This window comes from Streptomyces albiflavescens (assembly GCF_014645835.1).
GTDB lineage: Bacteria > Actinomycetota > Actinomycetes > Streptomycetales > Streptomycetaceae > Streptomyces > Streptomyces albiflavescens.
In genome coordinates this window covers 101124-116127 of record NZ_BMMM01000025.1, presented here as the reverse complement: position 1 = coordinate 116127, position 15004 = coordinate 101124, and the positions used below count along the sequence as shown (strand labels likewise).

General features: G+C 69.6%; 15 protein-coding genes. 9 read left to right on the top strand and 6 right to left on the bottom strand.

The features are described 5' to 3' along the window. Nucleotides 1-290 precede the first annotated feature (290 nt). From IEY95_RS43465 to IEY95_RS43455, 3 genes are all read right to left on the bottom strand, one after another. Entirely contained in the window at nt 291-1763 is a 1473-nt protein-coding gene (locus IEY95_RS43465) for a catalase (RefSeq protein ID WP_189191799.1), read from the bottom strand. Nucleotides 1764-1959: 196 nt separating this feature from the next. Beyond that, nucleotides 1960-2853: a 2-hydroxy-3-oxopropionate reductase gene (locus tag IEY95_RS43460; protein WP_189191798.1), complete on the bottom strand. Its 894-nt coding sequence runs from the start codon at nt 2851-2853 to the stop codon at nt 1960-1962. A gap of 44 nt (nt 2854-2897) precedes the next feature. Next, nucleotides 2898-3737, bottom strand: a complete 840-nt coding sequence (locus tag IEY95_RS43455) for a TIM barrel protein (RefSeq protein ID WP_189191797.1) — start codon at nt 3735-3737, stop codon at nt 2898-2900. A 482-nt stretch (nt 3738-4219) separates the two neighbouring features. On the opposite strand from IEY95_RS43455, the gene IEY95_RS43450 reads away from it, so the two are divergent. The 7 genes from IEY95_RS43450 (at nt 4220) to IEY95_RS43420 (ending at nt 10068) form a co-directional block, all read left to right on the top strand. After that, the gene (locus IEY95_RS43450; protein WP_189191796.1) at nt 4220-4471 is read left to right on the top strand and encodes a YkoF family thiamine-binding protein; all 252 of its coding nucleotides are present in this window, start codon (nt 4220-4222) and stop codon (nt 4469-4471) included. Beyond that, complete coding sequence (locus IEY95_RS43445; RefSeq protein ID WP_189191795.1) at nt 4468-4845, top strand: helix-turn-helix domain-containing protein; 378 nt, start codon at nt 4468-4470, stop codon at nt 4843-4845. The genes IEY95_RS43450 and IEY95_RS43445 overlap by 4 nt, the downstream gene beginning before the upstream one ends. Nucleotides 4846-4988: 143 nt before the next feature. Continuing rightward, on the top strand, nt 4989-5504 hold the full coding sequence (gene uraD, locus IEY95_RS43440; RefSeq protein ID WP_189191794.1) for a 2-oxo-4-hydroxy-4-carboxy-5-ureidoimidazoline decarboxylase: 516 nt from the start codon (nt 4989-4991) through the stop codon (nt 5502-5504). Next, nucleotides 5501-5911 (top strand): hydroxyisourate hydrolase, encoded by a 411-nt coding sequence (gene uraH, locus IEY95_RS43435; protein WP_189191793.1) that lies wholly within the window; start codon nt 5501-5503, stop codon nt 5909-5911. The genes uraD and uraH overlap by 4 nt, the downstream gene beginning before the upstream one ends. 5 nt (nt 5912-5916) lie before the next feature. Next, nucleotides 5917-6840, top strand: coding sequence for a factor-independent urate hydroxylase (pucL, locus tag IEY95_RS43430; protein ID WP_189191792.1), 924 nt, complete (start codon nt 5917-5919; stop codon nt 6838-6840). Between the two features lie 160 nt (nt 6841-7000). After that, complete coding sequence (locus IEY95_RS43425) at nt 7001-8377, top strand: 8-oxoguanine deaminase (RefSeq protein WP_189191791.1); 1377 nt, start codon at nt 7001-7003, stop codon at nt 8375-8377. Nucleotides 8378-8694: 317 nt separating this feature from the next. Then, nucleotides 8695-10068, top strand: a complete 1374-nt coding sequence (locus IEY95_RS43420; protein WP_189191837.1) for a nucleobase:cation symporter-2 family protein — start codon at nt 8695-8697, stop codon at nt 10066-10068. Between the two features lie 65 nt (nt 10069-10133). Here IEY95_RS43420 and IEY95_RS43415 read toward each other — a convergent pair whose 3' ends face one another. Beyond that, a complete protein-coding gene (locus tag IEY95_RS43415; RefSeq protein WP_189191790.1) occupies nt 10134-10949 on the bottom strand; it encodes a chitosanase in 816 nt (271 codons plus the stop codon). 172 nt (nt 10950-11121) lie between these two features. On the opposite strand from IEY95_RS43415, the gene IEY95_RS43410 reads away from it, so the two are divergent. Then, nucleotides 11122-11760, top strand: coding sequence for a TMEM175 family protein (locus IEY95_RS43410; protein WP_189191789.1), 639 nt, complete (start codon nt 11122-11124; stop codon nt 11758-11760). On the opposite strand, the gene IEY95_RS43405 is transcribed toward IEY95_RS43410, so the two are convergent. After that, a complete protein-coding gene (locus IEY95_RS43405) occupies nt 11696-12568 on the bottom strand; it encodes an AraC family transcriptional regulator (protein ID WP_229703765.1) in 873 nt (290 codons plus the stop codon). The genes IEY95_RS43410 and IEY95_RS43405 overlap by 65 nt on opposite strands. Nucleotides 12569-12664: 96 nt before the next feature. Between IEY95_RS43405 and IEY95_RS43400 the strand changes: the two genes are divergently transcribed. Beyond that, entirely contained in the window at nt 12665-13519 is an 855-nt protein-coding gene (locus tag IEY95_RS43400) for an NAD(P)H-binding protein (RefSeq protein ID WP_373294667.1), read from the top strand. Here IEY95_RS43400 and IEY95_RS43395 read toward each other — a convergent pair. Continuing rightward, nucleotides 13492-14964, bottom strand: a complete 1473-nt coding sequence (locus IEY95_RS43395) for an MFS transporter (RefSeq protein WP_189191835.1) — start codon at nt 14962-14964, stop codon at nt 13492-13494. The genes IEY95_RS43400 and IEY95_RS43395 overlap by 28 nt on opposite strands. Nucleotides 14965-15004 lie beyond the last annotated feature (40 nt).

Genomic DNA, 15004 nt, shown 5'->3' with positions numbered 1-15004 from the left:
CGCTCTGGGCCGATGACCTGTGAAGTTGTGACCGTCCGACGGTGCGAGGCTGGGCGCGACAGGACATTCGCGCCGCCGGACGGAGTGCGAGGGCCACCCCTCGGGGGTGTGGCTGGGACCGCGGCGGATGCGATGGAACCGGGTCTCCTTCCCTCAGGTCGAGAAGGAGATCCCGAGACCTTCACCACCGCACTGGCTCGCACGCCGCCGCGGTCCCGGTCCTGCCCGGACAGCCGTTGGACCACCCCTCATCCGGGTCCAACGCCGTCGCGGGCGGCTTGAGTTGAGGCTCAGTCCTCGCGCAGGGCGCGGACCGCCTCCTCCACGCGCCTGCCGTACTCCGGGTCGGCGGCTTGGAAGTGAGCGAGGTTCTTCTCGATCACGTCGTCGCGGGAGACCTGCGAGAGGCCGCCGGCGATGTTGGCGATCAGCCGGGACTGCTCCTCGGCCGACATCAGGCGGTACAGCTCACCCGCCTGGAAGAAGTGGTCGTCCTTGGTGTGGAGGGGAGCCTCGTGCGTGCCGGTGTGGCCGTCGATCGCGAGCGGCGCCGACAGCGGGCGGCCGGTCTCGGCCGGGCCGTCGTAGGAGTTGGGCTCGTAGTTCTTGGCGTGGCGGCCCTGGCCGCCCGAGGCCATGAAGCCGTCGCGGCCGTAGTTGTTCGCGACCGTCGCCCTGGGGGCGTTCACCGCGAGCTGGGTGTGGTTGACGCCCAGGCGGTAGCGGTGCGCGTCCGCGTAGGCGAACAGGCGGCCCTGGAGCATCTTGTCGGGGGAGGGGCCGATGCCCGGAACGAAGTTGTTCGGGGAGAAGGCGGCCTGCTCGACCTCGGCGAAGACGTTGTCGGGGTTGCGGTCCAGGACCAGGCGGCCCACGCGCTGCAGCGGGTAGTCCCTGTGCGGCCACACCTTGGTGAGGTCGAAGGGGTTGAAGCGGTAGTCGGCCGCCTCCGCCGCCGGCATGAGCTGGACGTACAGCGTCCAGGACGGGTTCACGCCCCGCTCGATGGCCTGCAGCAGGTCGGTCTGGTGCGAGTTCGGGTCCTTGCCCGCGGTCTCCTGCGCCTGCTCGGTGGAGAGGCTGCGGATGCCCTGGTTCGTCTTGAAGTGGTACTTGACGAAGAAGGCCTCGCCCTCGGCGTTCGTCCACTGGTAGGTGTGCGAGCCGTAGCCGTTCATGTGGCGGTAGGAGGCCGGGATACCGCGGTCGCCCATCAGCCAGGTGATCTGGTGCGTCGCCTCGGGGGCGTGCGCCCAGAAGTCCCAGACGTTGTCCGGCTCCTGCTTGCCCGTGAACGGGTCGCGCTTCTGGGAGTGGATGAAGTCGGGGAACTTGATCGGGTCCTTGATGAAGAAGACCGGCGTGTTGTTGCCGACGAGGTCGTAGTTGCCCTCTTCGGTGTAGAACTTCAGCGCGAAGCCGCGGGGGTCACGGACCGCGTCCGCGCCGCCGAGGTTGTCGGCCACCGTGGAGAAGCGCAGGAAGACCTCGGTGCGCTTGCCGACGGTGTTCAGGAAGTCGGCGTACGTGAAGCCGGTGACGTCGTCCGTGACCTCGAAGTAGCCGTACGCGCCGGAGCCGCGCGCGTGCACCACACGCTCCGGGATGCGCTCGCGGTTGAACCGGGCGAGCTTCTCCAGGAGGTGCTGGTCCTGGAGGAGGAGCGGGCCACCGACGCCGGCGGTGGCGGAATTCTGGTTGTCTGCGACCGGGGCGCCGGACTCCGTTGTGAGAGTTCGCGCCGTAAGCACGCGCTTCGACATCGTGGACCTTCCGTACGAGAGGGCAGCGGGGTCAGCGGAAACTTTCTTCCGCTTTGTGGACTCTCCGCTTGGTGGAGCCTAGGTTCGGGGTGATCTGACCGTCAACGGTTTGTTGAAGATGGATCCGGGCCGCGGCGGCGCCTGGGCGCGACAGGACAGGTGTCAGCGCCGCCGCGACCCGGAAGTCTGAGAGGGCTCAGATCTGGGCGCCGGAGAGGCGCTCGACCGCGCGCAGCAGCGCGGAGTGGTCCAGGCCCCCGTCGCCCTGCGCGCGCAGGCTGGCGACGAGCTGGGCGACCACGGCGCCGACCGGCAGCGCGGCACCGACATTGCGGGCGGCGTCGGTGACGATGCCCATGTCCTTGTGGTGCAGGTCGATGCGGAAGCCCGGCTTGAAGTCGCGGTTCAGGAAGTTGTCCTTCTTGCGCGTCAGCACGGTGGAGCCCGCGAGGCCGCCGTTGAGGACGTCGAGCGCGGCCTTCAGGTCCACGCCCGACTTCTCCAGGAAGACCACGGCCTCGGCGCACGCCTGGATGTTCACGGCGACGATCAGCTGGTTGGCCGCCTTCACGGTCTGGCCCGAGCCGTGCGGACCGCACAGCACGATGGTCTTGCCGAGCGCCTCGAAGATCGGCTCGGCCTCGTCGAAGTCGGCCTGCTCGCCACCGACCATGATGGACAGCACGGCCTCGATGGCGCCGGCCTCGCCGCCGGACACCGGGGCGTCCAGGACGCGAATGCCCTTGTCCTTGGCCGCCTTCGCCAGGTCCACGGAGGTCTGCGGGGTGATCGACGACATGTCGATCAGCAGCGCGCCGGACTTCGCGTTCTCCAGGATGCCGGCGGGGCCGTATGCGATGGCCTCGACCTGCGGGGAGGCGGGCACCATCGTGACCACGACGTCGGCGTCGCGCACGGCCTCGGCGATCGAACCGGCGGCCGTGCCGCCCGCGGCGGCCAGGCGCTCCAGCTTGTCCTGCTCCAGCGTGAAGCCGGTGACGTCGTACCCGGCCTTGATCAGGTTCTCCGACATGGGGGAGCCCATGATGCCGAGACCGATCCATGCCACCTTGGGGAGGTTGTTGCTCATGAGGGTGCCTCTCTGACTTCTCTGCTACGTCTGTGGAATGCCGCTCAGCGGGCGGCTCGGGCCCCGGCGGGCAGCCAGTCGAAGGCCTCCGCGCTCGGGCGGTCGCCCGGCTTGTACTCCAGACCGACCCAGCCCTCGTATCCGGCCTTCTTCAGCTGGTCGAGGAGGTCCTCCAGGGGGAGGGAGCCGGTGCCCGGGGCGCCGCGGCCGGGGTTGTCGGCGATCTGCACGTGGCCGGTCTTCGATGCGTACTGCTCGATCACCGACGGCAGGTCCTCGCCGTTCATGGACAGGTGGTAGAGGTCCATGAGGAACTTGGCGTTGCCGAGGCCGGTCGCCTCGTTGACCTTGTCGACGACGTCGACGCCGGCCGGGGCGGTCACCAGCGGGTAGCGCGGGGACTCCGGCTGGTTGAGGGTCTCGATCAGCAGGATCGCGCCGATCCGATCGGCCGCCCGGGCCGCGAGGACCAGGTTCTCCAGTGCGAGCGCGTCCTGCTCGGCCGGGTCCACGCCCTCGACTCGGTTGCCGTACAGGGCGTTGAGGGCCTTGCAGCCGAGCGACTGGGCGAAGTCCGCCGCCACGTCGATGTTGGCGCGGAACTTCTCCGACTCCGCGCCGGGGATCGACAGTGCGCCCCGGTCCGGGCCCGGCAGCTGCCCGGCGTAGAAGTTCAGGCCCGTCAGCTGGACGCCCGCGTCCTCGATCGCCTTCTTCAGGGCGTCGAGCTCGGACTGCTCGGGGGTGGGGGAGTCGACCCAGGGCCACCACAGCTCGACCGCCGTGAAGCCCGCCGCGGCGGCGGCCGCGGGGCGCTCCAGGAGCGGGAGTTCCGTGAAGAGGATCGACAGGTTGACGTTGAAGCGCTGGTCTGCGAATCCCATGGGTTCGGCGCTCCCTTCCGTTTCGAGATCGGTACGGAGGTCCGGTTCGAGATCCGGCGTGTTCCGTATTGCGGAAGTTCGTTTCTGCGTAATGGAAGATTGCCGTCGTGTGTCGGGGGTTGTCAAGAGGGGGTCCGGGGGGAACCGGCTCGCGCGGGCCGGACTCGAAGCGGCGGGGCCGGCGGGCGCGCCCCCTGGGTGGGCTGCGTCGCACTCTCTGTGGTGTCTGTGGCCCCACTCCGCAGGCGGCACTTCTCCGGGCGGGATACGGCATGATCGGGACATGACACTGACGCGATCCAGGCTCCTTCGGCGACAGTGAGCCGTCCTGGATCCCACTGATCGCCGCGAGGAGTCCGTTAAGGTCGTGTCGGTGCGATCGGGTACACCAACGCTGCGACGACGTGCCCGGTCGGGGGATGTGCCCGCTCGGCCGAAGGCTGAGAGAACACGCAGGTCAGAGCCAATGCCATGGGGGCACAGTGCGATTGAGAGTGGAGTTCACGACCGAACCCTTCGACCTTGAGGAGGCGCCCCCGCACGCGCTGGTCGCCCGCGAGGTCATCGAGGCGGCGGAGCTGGACGCCGTGGACGTCGGCCCGTTCGGCAACACCGCGGAGGGTGGCGCGGACGCGGTCCTCACCGCGGTCGACGCGCTGCTGCGCAAGACCTTGGAGGCAGGAGCCACCCGGGTCTCCCTTCAGCTCAACGTGGTTGAGGAGGGGGAGCGGTGACCGCTTTCGGGGACGACCCCTTCGTCACGGCGGTCAAGCCGCTGGTCGACGCCATGGGGGCCCAGATGCTGCCGCCCGACCAGGCCGGCGTCGACGACGTCGTGCTGTCCTGGGAAGGCGCGGACGTGGTCGCCGTACGCCTGCCCCAGCTCGCGGACTCCCTCGACCACATCCTGGCCGCTCTGGAGCGCAAGCAGGGCAAGCCGCTGGCCGACCTCGACCGCAAGGCCAAGCAGGAGGTCGTGCGCATACTGGAAGCGCGTGGAGCCTTCTCCGTGCGGCACGGCGTGGAGACCGTGGCGAGTGCCCTCGGCGTGAGCCGCTTCACCGTCTACAACTACCTGAACAGGGAAAACGCCGCGAAGGGTGACTGAGGCCGACCGCCCCGCCCGCCGCCGTCCGGACTGTCCGGACGGCGGTTTTTGTTACCCGAAGTTTTCAACAAAGTGTTGACGTGGTGTTTTCCAGGGCGTTAGCTATCCGCAGCCCGTCCAGCACAAGGCCACGGAGGCTTCCCGTGACTTCGAGTACGACACCTGGCGGCCTCGCCCGGTTCAACGCCCTGGAGGAGCACGCGGCCGCCGCCGCGCTCCACGAGGCGTGCGCCTCATCCGCGTGGGGGAGTGAACTGCTCGCCCGCCGCCCCTTCGCCGGCGTCGACGATCTCTTCACCGCGAGCGACGCCGCCATGGCCGAACTGACCACCGCGGACCTGGAGGAGGCGATGGCCGGGCACCCGCCGATCGGGCGGCCGAAGCCCGGGGACCCGACCTCCTCCCGGGAGCAGCGCGGCATGGCCGGCGCCTCCGAGGAGCTCAAGGAGGAGATGCTCGAACTGAACCTGGCCTACCAGGAGAAGTTCGGCCACGTCTTCCTCATCTGCGCCACCGGTCGGACCGGCGAGCAGATGCGCGACGCGGTCAAGGAGCGGATCGGCAACTCGCCCGAGCAGGAGCGCGAGATCGTCCGCTCCGAGCTGGGCAAGATCAACCGCATCCGCCTCGGCAATCTCGTAGAGGAAGAAGAGGCATGAGCACCGACACCACCGCCTCCGTGTCCACCCACATCCTGGACACCAGCGTCGGCCGCCCCGCCGAGGGCGTCGCCATCCAGCTCGCGGCCCGCAGCGGCCGTGACGCGCGGTGGCAGGCGCTCGGCGGCTCCGCGACCGACGCGGACGGCCGGTGCAAGGACCTTCCGGCGCTGCCGGAGGGGACGACCCACGTACGGCTCGACTTCGCCGTCGAGCGGTATTTCGAGTCGGATTCAGAAAAAAAGCAAGCCGATGCGCAGCAGGACGCCCCCGCGAATCGGGACAGCGGTGCGACCGGAGCGTTCTTCCCGGAAGTGGCGATCACCTTCGCCGTGAAGCCGGGCGAGCACTATCACGTACCGCTGCTGCTCAACCCGTTCGGCTACTCCGTTTACCGAGGGAGCTAGCAGACATGCCCACGATTCTGGGACAGAACCAGTACGGCAAGGCCGAGAACCGCGTCGTCAAGATCACCCGCGACGGCGACACGCACCACATCAAGGACCTGAACGTGTCCGTCGCGCTGAGCGGCGACATGGAGGAGGTCCACTACTCGGGCTCCAACGCGAACGTCCTGCCGACGGACACCACGAAGAACACGGTGTACGCCTTCGCCAAGGAGTACGGCATCGAGTCCGCCGAGCAGTTCGGCATCCACCTCGCACGGCACTTCGTCACCTCGCAGGAGCCGATCAAGACGGCGCGCATCCGCATCGAGGAGTACGCCTGGGAGCGCATCGAGACCTCGGACGCCAACTCCAAGTTCATCGGCGCGGACGCGGTCAAGCACTCCTTCGTCCGCAAGGGCCAGGAGACCCGGCTCACCCAGATCACCTTCGACGGTGAGAAGTGGGAGGTCATCTCCGGGCTGAAGGACCTCGTCGTGATGAACTCGACGAACGCCGAGTTCTGGGGTTACATCAAGGACAAGTACACGACGCTCCAGGAGGCGTACGACCGCATCCTGGCCACCCAGGTCTCCGGCCGCTGGCGCTTCAACTGGACCGGCGACGAGCAGAAGATGCCGAACTGGGAGAAGTCCTACGGCCAGGTCAAGAAGCACATGCTCCAGGCCTTCGCGGAGACCTACTCCCTGTCGCTGCAGCAGACCCTCTACCAAATGGGTTCGCGGATCATCAACAACCGCAGCGAGATCGACGAGGTCCGCTTCTCGCTCCCGAACAAGCACCACTTCCTGGTGGACCTGAAGCCGTTCGGGCTCGAGAACGACAATGAGGTCTACTTCGCGGCCGACCGTCCGTATGGCCTCATCGAGGCCACCATCCTGCGCGACGGCTGCGAGCCGCACATTCCGGTGGACCTCACCAACCTGTAGTACTGCCCTGGCAGTACTGCTGCTCCACCCCCGACGCGTGCGCCGGCGTCAAGTCCCAGGGGAGAGCGGGGGCATCTGCGCAACAACAGCACCACGGATCCGGTCGTCACCCCGCTCGACCCCCGGGTCCGTCCACCAATGGGAAGAACGAGGAACCGCCGTGGCAGCTTCGCGCATCGTGATCGAGAACTGCGCCATCGCGACCGTGGACGCGGGCGACACCGAGTACGCCTCGGGCTACATCGTCGTCGCCGACAACAAGATCGAGTCGGTGGGAGCCGGAAACGCCCCCGACAACCTGGAGAACGTGGTCCGCCGCATCGACGGCACCGGCCACCTGGCGACCCCGGGTCTGGTCAACACCCACCACCACTTCTACCAGTGGATCACCCGCGGCCTGGCCACGGACCACAACCTCTTCAACTGGCTCGTCGCGCTCTACCCGACCTGGGCGCGCATCGACGAGCAGATGGCGTACTCCGCCGCGCAGGGGTCGCTGGCCATGATGGCCCGCGGTGGTGTCACCACCGCCATGGACCACCACTACGTCTTCCCGAAGGGCTCCGGCGACCTGTCCGGCGCCATCATCCGGGCCGCACGCGAGACGGGCGTCCGCTTCACCCTCGCCCGCGGCTCCATGGACCGCAGCGAGAAGGACGGCGGACTGCCGCCGGACTTCGCCGTCGAGACCCTCGAAGGCGCTCTCGCCGCCACCGAGGCGACCGTCGACGCGCACCACGACGCGTCCTTCGACGCCATGACCCAGGTGGCCGTGGCCCCCTGCTCGCCCTTCTCCGTGTCGACCGAGCTGATGAAGGAGGGCGCCGAGCTGGCCCGCCGCAAGGGCGTACGGCTGCACACGCACGGCTCGGAGACCGTGGAGGAGGAGCAGTTCTGCAAGGAACTGTTCGGCATGGGCCCGACCGAGTACTTCGAGTCGACCGGCTGGCTCGGCGAGGACGTGTGGATGGCGCACTGCGTCCACATGAACGACTCCGACATCGCCGCCTTCGCCCGTACGAAGACGGGTGTGGCCCACTGTCCTTCGTCCAACGCCCGTCTGGCGGCCGGTATCGCCCGCGTCCCCGACATGCTGGCGGCCGGCGTCCCGGTCGGCCTCGGCGTCGACGGCACCGCCTCGAACGAGTCGGGCGAGCTGCACACCGAGCTGCGCAACGCCCTGCTCATCAACCGCCTCGGCGCCCACCGCGAGGCCGCGCTGAACGCCCGTCAGGCGCTGCGCCTCGGGACGTACGGCGGCGCCCAGGTCCTGGGCCGCGCCACGCAGATCGGCTCCCTGGAGGCGGGCAAGCTCGCCGACCTCGTGCTGTGGAAGCTCGACACCCTGGCGCACGCCTCGATCGCCGACCCGGTGACGGCGCTCGTCTTCGGCGCAGCCGCGCCGGTCACCCTCTCGCTCGTCAACGGCAAGCCGGTCGTCGAGGACAGCCGCCTGCTGCACGTCGACGAGGACGCCATCGCCCGCTCCACGCGGGAAGAGGCGCAGCGCCTGGCGCAGATCGCCGCGCAGGCCTGAGAGCCCGTCCTGACCCCGTCCGGGGCCAGGGCAGGTTTCGAACAACTGGAGATCTCCGGCTGAGGGGGACGGCCCTCGGCCGGTAGCCGTGGACCCGAGCGGGGTCCATGGCGGCCGTATCCGGGGCGCGCATGGACGTGCGCGCCCCGGAACGGTCTCCGTCGCAGAGACTCCCGTCTCCGTGACGGTCATCGTCCCGGTCCCGCACGACCGCGCATCACCTCCCTGACCCCCGCGTCAACGCCGACGTGTAACCGACCGGAGGAGCCGCCGTGGCCGCCCAGCCCGAGCCCAGCACCGATGCACAGCCAACTGGCCTGTCCAAGCACCCAGTTGACGAGAAACTCCCCGCCCTGAAGATGGCGACCAGCGGTCTGCAGCACGTCGCCGCCATGTACGCGGGAGTCGTCGCCCCGCCGCTGATCGTCGGCGCCGCCGTCGGACTCTCCGGAACCGAACTGACCTTCCTCACCGGCGCCTGCCTGTTCACCGCGGGCCTCGCCACCTTCCTGCAGACCCTGGGCTTCTGGAAGATCGGAGCCAGGCTGCCGTTCGTCAACGGCGTCACGTTCGCGGGCGTCGCGCCCATGACCGCGGTCGTCGCCTCCGCCAAGGACAAGAGCGATGCCCTGCCGATCATCTTCGGCGCGGTCATCGTCGCGGGCGTCCTCGGTTTCATAGCCGCGCCCTTCTTCAGCAAGGCCGTCCGCTTCTTCCCGCCCGTCGTCACCGGCTCCGTGATCACGCTCATCGGCGTCTCGCTCCTGCCGGTCGCCTTCGGCTGGGCGCAGGGCCCCAACCCCGCGGCCGACGACTACGGTTCGACGACGTACCTGGGCCTGGCAGCGGTGACGCTCGTCATCGTGCTCGTCCTGCGCCGCTTCACACGCGGCTTCGTCAAGCAGATCGCCGTGCTGCTCGGCCTGGTCGTCGGCACGCTCGTCGCGATCCCCTTCGGCGTGACGGACTTCGGCCCGGTGGCCGACGCGGACGTCGTCGGCTTCCCGACCCCGTTCCACTTCGGCGCCCCGCAGTTCCAGGTCGCCGCAATCCTGTCGATGATCGTCGTGATGGTGGTCTCGATGACCGAATCGACCGCGGACATGCTCGCGTTGGGCGAGATCGTCGAGCGCCCCGCCGACGAGAAGACCATCGCGGCGGGCCTGCGCGCCGACACCCTCGGCTCGGCGATCAGCCCGCTCTTCAACGGCTTCATGTGCAGCGCCTTCGCGCAGAACATCGGCCTGGTCGCGATGACGCGGATCCGCAGCCGGTACGTCGTCGCCACCGGTGGCGGCTTTCTGGTGTTGATGGGCCTGTGCCCGATGGCCGCGTCGCTCATCGCCGTCGTCCCGCGACCCGTCCTCGGCGGTGCCGGCGTCGTCCTCTTCGGCTCGGTCGCGGCGAGCGGCATCCAGACCCTCGTACGGGCGGGCCTGGAGAAGGACAACAACGTCCTCATCGTCGCCGTCTCGCTCGCCGTCGGCATCATCCCGATCACCGCGCCGGACTTCTACCACGCCTTCCCCGAGACGGCGAAGATCGTCCTGGACTCGGGCATCTCCACGGGCTGCGTGGCGGCCGTGGTCCTCAACCTCGTCTTCAACCACCTGGGCAAGGGGCAGGACGCCGACGAGGTCACGCATCCCATGGAGGCGGGGGAGGACCTCAGGGCCGCACCGGCCCACTGACGGTCAGGGCACACGGAGGGCGCGGCGCCAGGAGCGTGCCGTGCCCTCCGCCGTACCGGGGATCGTCAGCCGATGTGGTAACTGTCCCCGTACACCTTCCAGTCCAGCGGCGGATCCAGGTTCAGATTCCGCTTGCGCAGGAAGACCCGCTGCTCGGTGTCGACCCGGCTGGTGTCGGAGTGGGCCTCCTCCTGCTTCATCGCCCACACCCGCGCGTCGAGGAAGGTGTTCAGATATGTCACCTCGTCGCCGCCCTGGGAGGGCGGCTGTGCCTTGGCCAGCGCCCGCCTGCGGATGCTGCTGAAGCTGGTGCTGTCGCCGCCGTCGCCGTGCATCACGATGGCGTCGTAATACGTGAACTGGCCGAGGACGCCGATGCCGTCGGCCTTGCCCTGTCGTACGGCCGGGTTGAAGTAGACGCGGTCGCGCTCGTCGTTCTGGGCCCGCTGGAACGCCGAGTCCTGTGCGGCCCGCCGCCAGTCGGCCGGGAAGCCGGGGTCCAGGCCCTCGTGCGAGTCGCTGCCGTCGACCTCGCGCAGCGCGGGCAGGTACTTGGCCAGGACGTTGCCGGGCTTGCGCTGGGTGTACAGCTCGACGAGTTCGAGCATGTCGTGGGTGCCGGAACAGAAGCCGATGATCCCGGCGGTGTAGCCGCGTCCGTCGCCGATGTCCTCGATGTACTTGTACTGCGCCTTCCAGTCCAGCGAGGAGTTCTCCGCGCTGGAGACCAGCTTCATGGCGATCTCCTTCTTCGCCGGGTCGTCCAGGCCGGCCGGCGCGGCGGTCGCGGACTGGGTGGCGATGATCGGACCTGCCACCAGCGAAGCTCCGATCAGGGCGAGCAAGGTGCGACGTGAAGTGCCTGTGTGGGGGGTGTGCACGGTACCTCCGATGAGGGGAGTGTGTCGTTGCCGCGTACTGTTAGGAAAGTTTCCTACCAGAGATTGCGGGTGGCGTATACCCGTACAGCGAGGGCGAGTTGGTGATCGGGGAAAGCGGATGCTGGGCTACGGTCTGAGCGCACAGTCATGACCACGAGGGGGAGTGCACGTCATGAACGAGTCGGGCCGTGTGGAGGCCTTCAGCGACGGCGTGTTCGCCATCGCCATCACGCTGTTGATCCTGGAGATCAAGGTTCCCGAGATCGGTGAGCACGGCGGCCTGTGGCACGCGCTGGGCGCGCAGTGGCCCTCGTACGCCGCCTATGTGGTCAGCTTCCTGGTCATCGGCATCATGTGGATCAACCACCACCAGGTCTTCAGTTACGTCGCCCGGATCGACCGCACCCTGATGTTCCTGAACCTGCTCGTCCTGATGGTCGTGGCCGCCGTGCCCTGGCCGACGGCGATGCTCGCGGAGTATCTGCGCGAGGACAAGGCGTCCCATGTCGCCGCAGCCGTCTACAGCATGGTGATGGTCGCGATGGCCCTGGCCTTCCAGGCCCTGTGGTGGCATCTCACGCGCACGGGCCACCTCTTCGACGCCCGCGTCGACGTAGAGGGCGCCCGCCGCACCCGCGTCCGCTTCGCCCTCGGCTCCCTCGCCTACCCCGCCACGGTCGGCCTGGCGTATGTCTCGGCCCCGCTGACCCTGGCCGCCCACGGCCTGATCGCGATCTACTACGGCTTCAACCAGGTACCGGTGCCGACCCGAACGCCTGACAGGGCCGCGCTGCCGGAAGACGGCCGGTGAAGAACGACGTGGGTGGGACGCCCATCAGCGTGCGGAAGTCGGCGGTCATGTGCGACTGGTCGTAGTAGCCGGTGGCGGCGGCCAGTTGGGCCCACGGGGTGTCCGGGGACCGGCGGGCGTACGTGAGGATGTGGCGTACGCGGGCGATGCGGGCGTAGTGCTTGGGCGAGACACCGACACCGTCCGCGAAGAGGTTGCGCAACTGTCGCTCGCTGACGGCGAGACGGTCCGCCAACTCCCTTACACCCAAGGGGAGACGGCTCCCGTCGGTCGACATCGCCTCGACCGCCCGTCGCAGCAGCGAGGAGCGCGCAGGGTCGTCCTGCGCGAGCCGCTCGGGCAGCGTCCCGGCCATATGCGGGACCACCTCCGCGGGCTCCAACGGAAGGAGCTCGTCGGCCAGTTGGCGGGCGGCCGCACCCGGGAACTCGCCGAGCCGTGCCACCCGGCCGACGAGGTCGACCGCCGGTACGCCGAGCAGCGGGCGGGCCGCGCCCGGTCCGAGGCGCAGCTGCACACAGGACGCCAGCCGCTTGCTCGCGTGGTAGGAGGCGCGGGTGCGGGGGCCGACGACCAGGACGTCGCGGCGACCGTTCTCCTCGACCCGCACCACCACCTTCGTCGCCGCGTCCGGGACATGGGCGAACGGCTCGCGCAGATCCCCGTCGACGGACGTGAACCCGATGTCGGTGAACCATGGCCGCAGTGCATCGGGCACGGTCACGGGCTCCTCGGCGAGGCCGTTCGGGCCGGGCTTCGCGTCGTGGTCGGCGGTCTCCTGCGCGGCGGTCTCATACCGGGTGGTCACCCCTCCACGGTAAAGGCGTCGTCGCGCCGGTCGGGCCCGTGAACCGTGCCGGAATTTCCTAGCGACCGACGGCAGCGGCTCGGCACGGTGAGAGACATGATCCTAGTGACCGGTGCCACGGGCACCATCGGCAGTGAACTTCTACGACAGCTCGCGGCGCGTGGCGAGAAGGCCCGCGCGCTGACCCGGGACCCGGCCCGCGCGCGGGTGCCCGCCGGCGTCGAGGTGGTGCGCGGCGACCATCACGAGCCCGCCTCCGTGGAGGCCGCCCTGTCCGGGGTGTCCGCTCTCTTCGCGGTGGGCGTCCTGGGACCCGGCGACGCGGACGCCGACGCGGCGCTGGTCGCGGCGGCGCGCGCGGCGGGCGTACGCCGGGTCGTGAAGCTCTCGGCCATCGGCACGGGCGACCCGGCCCTCGGGCCGGTCGGCACCTGGCACCTCGGTGGTGAACAGGCCGTCCGGGCAAGCGAGTTGGAGTGGACGATCCTGCGCCCCTCGTCGTTCGCCTCCAACACTCTGAGCTGGGCGGAGGCGATCCACTCCGGCAACCCGGTGTCCAACATGACCGGGACCGGCACACAGGGTGTCATCGACCCGCGTGATGTCTCGGAGGTCGCGGCCGAGGCCCTGCTCGCGCCGGGGCACACGGGCCGTGTCTACACCCTGACCGGACCCGAACTCCTCACCACCCAGGACCAGGCCGCCACCCTCGCCGAGATCCTCGGCCGCCCGGTCACCACCGCGGACGTACCCCCGGACGCGCTCCGCGAGCAGTTCCTTCGGGCCGGTATGTCCGAGACCTACGCCGAGGGTGTCCTGGCGGGCACGGCGTATGTCCGCAAGGGCGGGAACGCGGTGCTGACGGAGGACGTCCGGCAGGTGCTGGACCGTGCGCCGCGTACGTATGCCCGGTGGGCGCGCGATCACAGGGAGGCGTTCGCGCGGGACTGACGCCCGGCCTGCGGCGCCGGGGTGGAGGCCGGGCGCCCCGGTCGCAGGAGCGCGGCCGCCAGCAGCAGGGCCGTCGCCGCGATGCCCGTGGCCACACCGAACGCCAGCCGGTAGCCGTCCGCTGTCGCCGCCACGGTGTGCGCGCCCCCGCCGATCAGCCGTTCCGTGCGGCTCGCCGCCAGTGTCGTCAGGACCGCGAGCCCCAGTGAACCGCCCACCACCTGGGTGGTGTTGAAGAGCCCGGAAGCCAGTCCCGCGTCCTCCTCGCGGGCGCCCGACATGGCGAGCCCGGTCACCGCGGGCATCGCGGCCGCGAAACCGGCGGCGAGCAGGAGCAGCGGGGGGAGCACATCGGCGACGTACCTGCCGTCGACCGGGGCCCGGCTCAGCAGGGCCATGCCCGCGGTGATGAGGGCGAGCCCGGCGAGCAGCACGCGGTACGGGCCGAAGCGGGCGATCGTGCGTGCCGACAGGCCGAGCATCAGCACCCCGATCGCGATCGGCGCCGGCAGGAACGCCGTGCCGGTGAGCAACTCGCTGTAGCCCAGGACGCGTTGGAGGTAGAGCGCGCCGATGTACTGGAAGCCGTACATCCCCGCGATCATCAAAATCTGGACGCCGTTCGCGCTGGTCAGGGCGCGGGAGCGGAAGAGCCGCAGCCGGAGCAGTGGGCGGGCGGCACGCGCCTGCCGCACGGTGAAGGCCCCGAAGAGGACGAGCGAGACGGCCGCGAGGGTCAGGGTGCCGCCGAGGCCCCGGTCTCCGGCGCCCACGATGGCGTACACCGTCAGCATCAGCGCGCCCGTGACCAGGGCCGCGCCGGGGTAGTCGGCGCCCCTGCCGAGACCGACTCCCTTGTCCGGGGCGAGAATCCGCAGCGCGGCGAGCCAGGCCACCACCCCGATCGGCAGGTTGATCAGAAAGATCCAGTGCCAGTTGAGCGTCTGCGTCAGTGCCCCGCCGAGGAACGTGCCGAGCGCCCCGCCCGCCGCGCCGACCGCGCTGAACACCGCGATGGCACGGGCCTGTTCGCGCGGCTCGGGGAAGAGCGCGACGAGCATGCCGAGAACGACGGCCGAGGTCATCGCCCCGCCGACACCCTGCAGCGCACGGGCCGCGACGAGCGTGCCCTGGTCGGTGGCGACTCCGCACAGCACGGACGCCGCGGTGAACACCGCGAGCCCGGCGGCGAACATCCGCTTGCGGCCGACCAGGTCCCCGAGCCGCCCCACCAGGAGCAGCAGTCCGCCGAAGGGGATCAGATACGCGTTCACGACCCAGGCGAGCCCCGGTCCCGAGAAACCGAGATCGCTCTGGATCGCCGGCATCGCGACCGTGACGATGTTCCCGTCCAGGATCGTCATCAGCGTGCCCGCGCACAGGACGACGAGCGAGGCCCAGCGGGAGTACGTTCGTGGTGTCGGTGACTCGCTCCGGGACGGCATGGCGATGACCTCCGTGCTCTTCAAGGGTGCCTAGGTGCAC

What these genes read in the sequence shown, in the direction of transcription:
- IEY95_RS43455 (WP_189191797.1), bottom strand. Translation starts at nt 3,737, where the DNA reads ATGGGATTCGCAGACCAGCGCTTCAACGTCAACCTGTCGATCCTCTTC.
- pucL (WP_189191792.1), top strand. Translation starts at nt 5,917, where the DNA reads ATGCCCACGATTCTGGGACAGAACCAGTACGGCAAGGCCGAGAACCGC.
- uraH (WP_189191793.1), top strand. Translation starts at nt 5,501, where the DNA reads ATGAGCACCGACACCACCGCCTCCGTGTCCACCCACATCCTGGACACC.
- IEY95_RS43460 (WP_189191798.1), bottom strand. Translation starts at nt 2,853, where the DNA reads ATGAGCAACAACCTCCCCAAGGTGGCATGGATCGGTCTCGGCATCATG.
- IEY95_RS43465 (WP_189191799.1), bottom strand. Translation starts at nt 1,763, where the DNA reads ATGTCGAAGCGCGTGCTTACGGCGCGAACTCTCACAACGGAGTCCGGC.
- IEY95_RS43395 (WP_189191835.1), bottom strand. Translation starts at nt 14,964, where the DNA reads ATGCCGTCCCGGAGCGAGTCACCGACACCACGAACGTACTCCCGCTGG.
- IEY95_RS43410 (WP_189191789.1), top strand. Translation starts at nt 11,122, where the DNA reads ATGAACGAGTCGGGCCGTGTGGAGGCCTTCAGCGACGGCGTGTTCGCC.
- IEY95_RS43400 (WP_373294667.1), top strand. Translation starts at nt 12,665, where the DNA reads ATGATCCTAGTGACCGGTGCCACGGGCACCATCGGCAGTGAACTTCTA.